At 65.6% G+C, this 7,560-nt stretch carries 5 protein-coding genes; 3 read left to right on the top strand and 2 right to left on the bottom strand.

The window, feature by feature from the left end; translation table 11 throughout:
• Positions 1 to 195: 195 nt before the first annotated feature.
• Positions 196 to 1,284 (bottom strand): replication initiation protein, encoded by a 1,089-nt coding sequence (locus tag Sj15T_RS20960; protein ID WP_007688083.1) that lies wholly within the window; start codon positions 1,282 to 1,284, stop codon positions 196 to 198.
• Between the two features lie 386 nt (positions 1,285 to 1,670).
• The gene (locus Sj15T_RS20955; RefSeq protein ID WP_013041755.1) at positions 1,671 to 1,871 is read right to left on the bottom strand and encodes a hypothetical protein; all 201 of its coding nucleotides are present in this window, start codon (positions 1,869 to 1,871) and stop codon (positions 1,671 to 1,673) included.
• Positions 1,872 to 1,950: 79 nt separating this feature from the next.
• On the opposite strand from Sj15T_RS20955, the gene Sj15T_RS20950 reads away from it, so the two are divergent.
• From Sj15T_RS20950 to Sj15T_RS20940, 3 genes are all read left to right on the top strand, one after another.
• Positions 1,951 to 2,277, top strand: a complete 327-nt coding sequence (locus Sj15T_RS20950; protein ID WP_013041754.1) for a single-stranded DNA-binding protein — start codon at positions 1,951 to 1,953, stop codon at positions 2,275 to 2,277.
• A gap of 61 nt (positions 2,278 to 2,338) precedes the next feature.
• Positions 2,339 to 3,205 (top strand): toprim domain-containing protein, encoded by an 867-nt coding sequence (locus Sj15T_RS20945; RefSeq protein WP_007688081.1) that lies wholly within the window; start codon positions 2,339 to 2,341, stop codon positions 3,203 to 3,205.
• A 66-nt stretch (positions 3,206 to 3,271) separates the two neighbouring features.
• On the top strand, positions 3,272 to 7,471 hold the full coding sequence (locus tag Sj15T_RS20940) for a strawberry notch family protein (protein ID WP_013041753.1): 4,200 nt from the start codon (positions 3,272 to 3,274) through the stop codon (positions 7,469 to 7,471).
• Positions 7,472 to 7,560: the final 89 nt, after the last annotated feature.

The following is a 7,560-nucleotide window of genomic DNA, read 5'->3' as shown; positions in this document are numbered from 1 at the left end:
GAGAGGCCCCCTTGCGAAACTAGAGGGGGCATAGCTCAATTTGCACTTTTAGGTCAATCGAAGGCTGATTTTCGCAAGTCGGCCCAGCCCGAAGGGCGAAACTTGCCCAATCTGCGCCGCAGACCTTTTGCGCCCCCTCGCAACCTGACCCCTTGGGGGCAGTTCACCCCGAAATTGCACCGGTGCAATTTCGGCTCAGGGGCGCCCGCGTCGTGCCAGGAAACTCTCGCAGAAGCCGGTCCAGGATGCGATCAGCTTGGCGCCCTTGAGCTTCGCCAGCCTTTCGCCCATCTGCGCGCGATAGGCATCGGCAATGAGATCGATGTCCCAACCGCCGCCAGCCGAACGGCCGATGGCCGCGAGCGTGTCCGAGCCAAAGCGGATCGTGCCGTTCGGGAAGGTGACCTCCCCTGCCCCAGCCTTATCCTTTGACACCAAGGCCGCCACCGCCGCCTGTGTGACAGCCTCGACGGCAACGGTCTCCACCTCGTCCTCGCGCCGCGCCTTTCTGCCCGCAGAGTGCCGACCGATCTCATCCACGGTCGCGATTTGGGCCGGAGCATCCTTGGGCTCAAAGCGGAATTCGATTTCGGTGACAGTTCTGCCCTGGCGGATCTCCCGCCACTCCACGCGAAAATGGGCGAGCTGGTCGATTTCGGCCTTCGCCTTTTCGAGAACTTTGCGGCGCAGCTGCGCGAAATCCTTGTAGACGTCCGGCGCGATGCCGAGCAGCGCACGCAGCGCCGTCATGTCGCCCTTCCAGAGCGACTGGCGCCTATGCAGCCTCAGCGCCCCGATCTCGTACAGCTTGAGCGCATAGGTTGATCGGAAGCCGAGCACCGCCTGGCGGTTCAGGACCGCATAGGTCTCCGATTCCTGGATCAGCTTTCGGGCTTCGGGCGTGAACTCCCACTCGATCCACCCAGCGTCCGCGCCCTCTTCGTCTTCCGCTTCTTCGCGCGACGACGAGATAAGCGAAAAGCGCAGCGTCGCCTTCTTGCCGCGCCAGGACTTGTCGTCGACCGCGAAAAGCGTGCGGTGCAATTCCTCAAGCATATCCGAGATGCGCTCATTGCCCTTGTGGCCGCGGCGAATGTCCGCCTTTCGCATCTTGTGCGGGCGGTCCTCCCAGGCATCACCGCCCGCGGTCAAAATCATCAGCGCAAGCAAACGCGAAGCAGTCAGGCTAAGCGACTGGCCTTTGACGAACTTGACCTCGACGATGCTGCCGGGCTTGGCGAACTCGTCACCGCCCTTTGCCTGCAGGGCGGCAGCCACCCGCATCGCCCGTCCCGGAGAAGCGTCATCGCCGGTGGGGGAGGGCGTTACAGCGTGATCTAGGGCTTGCTCGTCATCCATGCCATGAAGTCTGCGCCGATTCGTCCAGCGTGGGAGAAAATCTGCCTGACCTGTCCTTACGCGTCAAGTCAGGGCAGGATAGACACCGGATTCGGCCCCCAAGAGGTCAGGATGGAACTTCGCTCCGAAGCAGCAAACCATGAGGAAGTGCGGCGAGTCGCGTTTCCAAGCGCCCGGACCCGCGCAAACGGCAGCGCGGACGCCGAAGAAAGTCCCTGACGAACGCTATGGCGAGCGAATCACTCCAGCAGGAAGCTGTCCCCCATACGGTCAGGAAGGCCCCAGCAGGTCAGGTTGCATCCCCCGATCGGTCAGGGAAGCGCCCCCGGAAGGGCAGGCAAAATCCCCCGTCCGGTCAGGATAAGCTTGCTCAAACCCGCAGAAATGCTGTGCTTTCGGCCTCCTGAATCTGAATCCTTTTGAATCGGAAAAGCTTCCGCTGCGAGCAGCGGCGTTTTGATTCTTTTTATTTTGAGAAAGAGATCGGCGTCGCGCCTGATGCAATCGTTCAATCCCCCCGCCTGGAGGGATACGCGAAGTTAGCCGCCTACGATAGGCTGCCGGCCAAATGACCTTGCGCATGGAGGGTGCATGATCAACTTCGCCAAGTTCGAGATCATCGGCCGGATCGGGGAAATCGACGCGCGGCCGAAAGTCACCCTGCTGTCGGTCTGCGCGAATTATCGCCGCAAGGGTGACGATAACGAATGGCAGGAAGACAGCCACTGGAACCGCGTGAGCGTCTTCAGCGAAGGCCAGCGAAAACATATCGCCGACCGGGCTCAAGTCGGGGATCTCGTGCGCATAGCCGGACGGCTCAAGGACAACTCCTATGAACGCGACGGCGCGACGCACTACACAACCGATCGCATCGTCGAGGAATTCGGGATCCTGGCAGCCAAAGGCATGCCGGGGTGAAATATCGGGGAGGGGAGGGCGCAATCAGCAGCGGCGCTCCACCACTTCCGAGGATTAGTCGATGCCCATAGCTGCTCCCCATCGCGCCAAAGCCATTGTCGAAGCCCTGGGTGGGATCTGGCGCGGTACGCGCGGCGAATGCCGGTGCCCGGCACATAACGATCATGGTCCCAGCCTGTCGGTACGCCTGGGCGAGCGGGCGATCCTGTTCCACTGCTTTGCCGGCTGCGACACGCGCGATGTTCTGGCTGCTTTGCGCCGGCGCAAACTTCACGATGCGGAGCCGCTCACAATGCCGCGCCCGAAGGCGGCCGCGGACCATCGCGCTCTTGCACTTCGCCTATGGAAGGCGAGCCAGCCCATCGCCGGATCTCCAGCGGCCGATTATCTGGCGGCGCGCGGTCTGCCGCCTCCCTATCCGCGTTGCCTGCGCTACAACCCGCGCACCATCGTCGGGGCCGGTGAGCGCCGCCGGTTCTTTCCGGCGATGATCGCCGCGGTCGAGAATGATCTGGGGGTTGTCGCCGTCCAGCGGACCTGCCTCGATCTCGCCGACATCCTGCACAAACCCATGCCAAAGCCGAAGATTGCCCTTGGCCTTCTCGGCGACGCGGCCATTCGTCTGGCGCCGGCCGGCGAGGAGCTTGGCCTTGCCGAAGGCATCGAGGACGCCCTTTCAGCAATGGCCTGGTTCGGAACGCCCACCTGGGCGCTGGGCGGGGTCGAACGCCTTGGGCTTGTCGCCATCCCCGAACGGGTCAAGCGTATCATCGTCTATGGCGATCGCGGTGCCGCCGCTGCCGCCATGCTCAAAAAAGCCCGCCCCCATCTCACAGCCAATGGACGCGAACTGGTGCTCCGGCTGCCGGAACGGCACGCGGACTGGAATGATGCTTGGCGTGTCCGCCGGGCCGCCGAGGCGGCCTGAAAGGGGAGGGAGCCTTCCGGCTGATGACCTGGCGCTGATGCCAGGTGTCAGACCTGGAGATGCCCCATGGCCACACACCCCCTCGCGCTCACGCTGCCGCTCGATGATCCCGCCCGTACCGCTGCTCAAGGCATAGCCGACCGGCTGTCCGAAGGATGTCCGGTTGCACGTAACGACCTCCTTGCCGAAATGACCTCCGCTTTCGGTGGCTCGAGCGCCGATGGCCTGTGGTCATTGCGCGACGCCTACGATGTGCTCGAACTCGCGCAGGTCCTCCATCTGAAGAACGCGACGCTCCCGGCAGATGCGAATGCGCGGCTCGCCCAGCTGATCGCTATGACGGCGGCGCTTCCCACGCAAAGCGTGCGTAGCGAAACGCAGATCGCGTTCCAGCAATTCTCGACACCGGCGCCGATCGGCTTCCTTGCCGCCAAGGCAGCCGCGATCACGGCACACGATATCGTGCTCGAGCCCTCGGCCGGGACCGGCCTCCTGGCCGTACACGCCCATCTCGCCGGCGCGCGCCTCCTTCTCAATGATATCGATGCCTGGCGCACGCGTTTGCTGCGTCACGCCTTTCCCGAAGGCAGGCTGAGCACGCATGATGGCGAACTGATCGACGATATGCTCGATCCGCAACTGGTGCCGAGCGTCGTGCTCCTCAATCCGCCCTTCTCGCGAAGCCAGGGGCGCGCGCGCGATCGCCATGCCGCGCTTCGCCATTTGCGCTCCGCGCTGTTGCGGCTTGCTCCAGGCGGGCGCTGCGCCGTTATTCTCCCCGACCGCATCGAGACGGAGGACGCGGATTGGCTGCACGCCACTGCGGGTGCGCATGCCCGGCTGCATCTCGACCTGCCGCCCGATGCCTATGCCAAGCACGGCACCGGCCAGGCAGTCCAGCTCATACTCCTCGAAAAGGACGGGGCAGGGGGCTCGGTCCCGCGCCAGACCTGCACGACGCTCGGCGCTGCGCTTGCGGCCATCGATGCGATGGCGACCCCATGCGCGCCGCAGCCGCAGCCGATCTCCCGCCCCAGCGGATTGTTCCGGGGCCTCACGCGGCGGACCCGCCCCGTCTGCTCGCGTGCGGCGGTGACCCTGCCCACGACCCGCGCGGTCGCCTATCACCGTCTCGACGCGCCCGCACCCGCGGGCGAACCGCAAGGGATTTACCTGCCCTATCGGCCGAGCCGTCTGCTGATTGCCGATGCTCGTGAGCACCCAAGCGCGCTGGTCGAATCGCAGGCAATGGGATCGATTGCCGCACCCCCGGTCGCTTATGAACCCGTGCTGCCGGCCAGGATCCTGGACGACGGCCTGCTCTCGGACGCGCAGCTCGAAACGCTGATCTACGCTGGCGCGGCGTTCGAGCGCGATCTTCCCGGGCGGTTCATATCCAGCGAGGAGGGTCTTTCGCTGTCGCCGGCAGAGGCCGGTAACGCCTATCGGACCGGCTTTTTCCTTGGCGATGGCACGGGCGCCGGCAAGGGGCGGCAGGTGGCAGGCGTCATCCTCGACCAGTGGTTGCGTGGCAACCGCCGCCACCTCTGGATATCCAAGAGCGAGACGCTGGTCGAAGACGCTCGCCGGGACTGGTCGGCGCTTGGCGGCTTGCCGCTCGACATCCAGCATCTCAACCAGTGGAAGCTCGGCACCCCGATCGCGCTGGGCGATGGGATCCTCTTCCTGACCTATGCCACCCTGCGCTCCAACCGCGGCGACAGGGGCACGCGGCTGCGCCAGCTGATCGAATGGATGGGTGAGGATTTCAGCGGCGTCATCGTTTTCGACGAGGCGCATGAAATGGCCGGGGTGGCCGGCGGCGAGGGCCGGTTCGGCGCCACGAAAGGGTCCGAGCAGGGCATTGCCGGCGTCCGCCTGCAAAATCTCGCTCCGCGCGCCCGGATTCTCTACGCCTCGGCGACGGGCGCCTCGGATGTCAACAATCTTGCCTATGCGACACGCCTCGGATTGTGGGGACCGCAGACGGCCTTCGCCGACCGGCGGGCCTTCGTGGAATCCCTGCGCCGAGGCGGCATCGCGGCGATGGAGTTGATCGCCCGCGACCTCAAAGCGCAGGGCCTCTATGCCGCGCGGGCGCTCAGCTTCGCCGGCGTCGAATATGACATCCTCGAGCATCGGCTCAGCGAAGAACAGATCGCCGTCTACAATGCCTATGCCGATGCCTGGGCGATCATTCACAACAATCTGCAGGCCGCGCTCGCCGCCACGCGCGTCACCGACGGCTTCAGCGGTGCCACCTATAATAGCGGCGCGAAGGCCGCGGCATTGTCGATCTTCGAATCGACCAAGCAACGCTTCTTCGGCCAGATCCTGCTGTCGATGAAGCTGCCCTCGCTGATCCCGGCGATCGCCGCCGATCTCGCGCGCGGCGACTGCGCCGTCGTCCAGCTCGTGTCGACCTCGGAAGCGATGCTCGATCGTGCCCTTGCCGACCTGTCCCCCGAGGAGCGCGCCTGGCTCGATATCGAGCTGTCCCCGCGCGAATTCCTGGTCGATTATCTGACCGCGGCCTTTCCCGTGCGCCAGATGCGCACCTATACCGACGATAGCGGCACGGTGCGCTCGGAACCGATGATCGACGAGGCCGGGCAGCCCGTGCTGTGCCGGGAAGCGATGGCCATGCGCGACCAGCTCCTCGAGCAACTCTGTGCGCTGCCGGTCGTCGGCTCGGCGCTCGATCACATAATCGGGCATTTCGGGACGGAGGCTGTGGCCGAGGTGACGGGCCGCAGCCGGCGGATCGTCGTCGATGCCGACGGCCGTCAGCGGATCGAACGGCGCAGCGCGCGCACGAACCTCGCGGAGACCGACATCTTCATGCGCGGCGAAAAGCGCATCCTGATCTTCTCCGACGCCGGCGGCACGGGGCGGAGTTACCACGCCAGCCTCGACGCGCCCAATCAGAGCCGCCGCATTCACTATCTCCTCGAGCCCGGTTGGCGCGCGGACGCGGCGATCCAGGGGCTGGGCCGCACGCACCGCACCCACCAAGCCTGCCCGCCCTTGTTTCGGCCCGTTTCCACCGATTGCCGTGGCGAACGGCGGTTCATCTCGACCATCGCCCGGCGCCTCGACAGCCTGGGCGCGCTGACCCGTGGCCAACGCCAGACCGGCGGGCAGGGACTTTTCGACCCCCGCGACAATCTGGAGTCCGACTTCGCGCGGGAATCGCTCGACCAGTGGTTTCGCCTGCTGTTCCAGGCAAAACTCCAATCGGTCCACTTCGATCAGTTCCAGGCGCTCACCGGTTTGAACCTGGCCGGGGAGGGCGGGGGGCTCACCGAGACCTTGCCCACGATCCAGCGGTGGTTGAACCGCATCCTGGCGCTGCGCATCGACCTGCAGAACGCGATCTTCGACGAATATCTCGGCTTGATCGAAGCACGGGTGGAAAAGGCACGCGAGGCCGGCACCCTCGATCTTGGCGTCGAAACGATCGCGGCCGACCGTATTTCGATCCTCGACCGGACGGTGATCCGGCGCGATCCCGTGAGCGGCGCCGAAACCGAGATCCTGCGTATCGAAACCGAGGAGCGATATCGGCCGCTGACCCTGGAGCGAGCGCATTGGCTTCTGGCCGACCCGGAAGCGCGCGGGTTGATCAACCCGCGTTCCGGCAAGGCCGCCATTTGCCGGCCGACCTTCTCGCTGACGGACGAAGAGGGGCGGACCGTGCGCCGCTATGAGCTGGTGCGGCCGACGCGCACCGAACGGCACCGGCAGGACCTCTTCGCCGAAACCCATTGGACCGACGTGGACCGGGCGAGCTTCGACGAAGCCTGGCAGGCCGAATGCGACGCAATGGCGGCGCAGACGCGCACGCAGATCATCTATCTGGTCACTGGCCTGCTGCTTCCGGTGTGGGGCAAGCTGCCCGACGATCATGTCCAGGTCTGGCGGCTGACGAGCGATGACGGCCAGTCGCTTCTCGGGCGTCTTATTCCGGCGCCGCTGGTTGAGCGGATTGCCAGCGCATTCGGCATCGCGGCCCATGTCGAGATCGACCTCGGCGCGCGGGTCGAGCACGTCCGCACCTCGGGCGAGATCATGCCGATCGGAGCGCTGCGGCTGAAGCGCGCCTTGGTCGCCGGCGATCAACGCCTCGAATTGCTGGACTGGAAGCCCGAGGCGCTGCCGCATCTCAAGGCGGCGGGCTGCTTCACCGAGATCATCCAGCACCGCACGCGGCTGTTCGTTCCCCCGAGCCGCGCCCTCGAGATCCTCGCCAGGATCACGGACTGACCCGCGGCCGCGCCAAGCGACCGAAGAGAGGGGAGGGGGCCTTCGGCCGGGTGGGCCTGAGTGGCTCAAGCCGGCCGACGAGGTCGGCG

The organism is Sphingobium sp. TA15 (assembly GCF_037101235.1).
In the GTDB taxonomy this organism is placed as follows: Bacteria; Pseudomonadota; Alphaproteobacteria; order Sphingomonadales; family Sphingomonadaceae; genus Sphingobium; species Sphingobium indicum.
The sequence above is the reverse complement of the archived record's forward strand: the minus strand, read 5'-3'. Positions and strand labels throughout refer to the sequence as shown.

Excerpts from the sequence above, each read along its gene's own strand:
- Sj15T_RS20960 (WP_007688083.1), bottom strand. The coding sequence starts at position 1,284 with ATGCGGGTGGCTGCCGCCCTGCAGGCAAAGGGCGGTGACGAGTTCGCC.
- Sj15T_RS20950 (WP_013041754.1), top strand. The coding sequence starts at position 1,951 with ATGATCAACTTCGCCAAGTTCGAGATCATCGGCCGGATCGGGGAAATC.
- Sj15T_RS20945 (WP_007688081.1), top strand. The coding sequence starts at position 2,339 with ATGCCCATAGCTGCTCCCCATCGCGCCAAAGCCATTGTCGAAGCCCTG.
- Sj15T_RS20940 (WP_013041753.1), top strand. The coding sequence starts at position 3,272 with ATGGCCACACACCCCCTCGCGCTCACGCTGCCGCTCGATGATCCCGCC.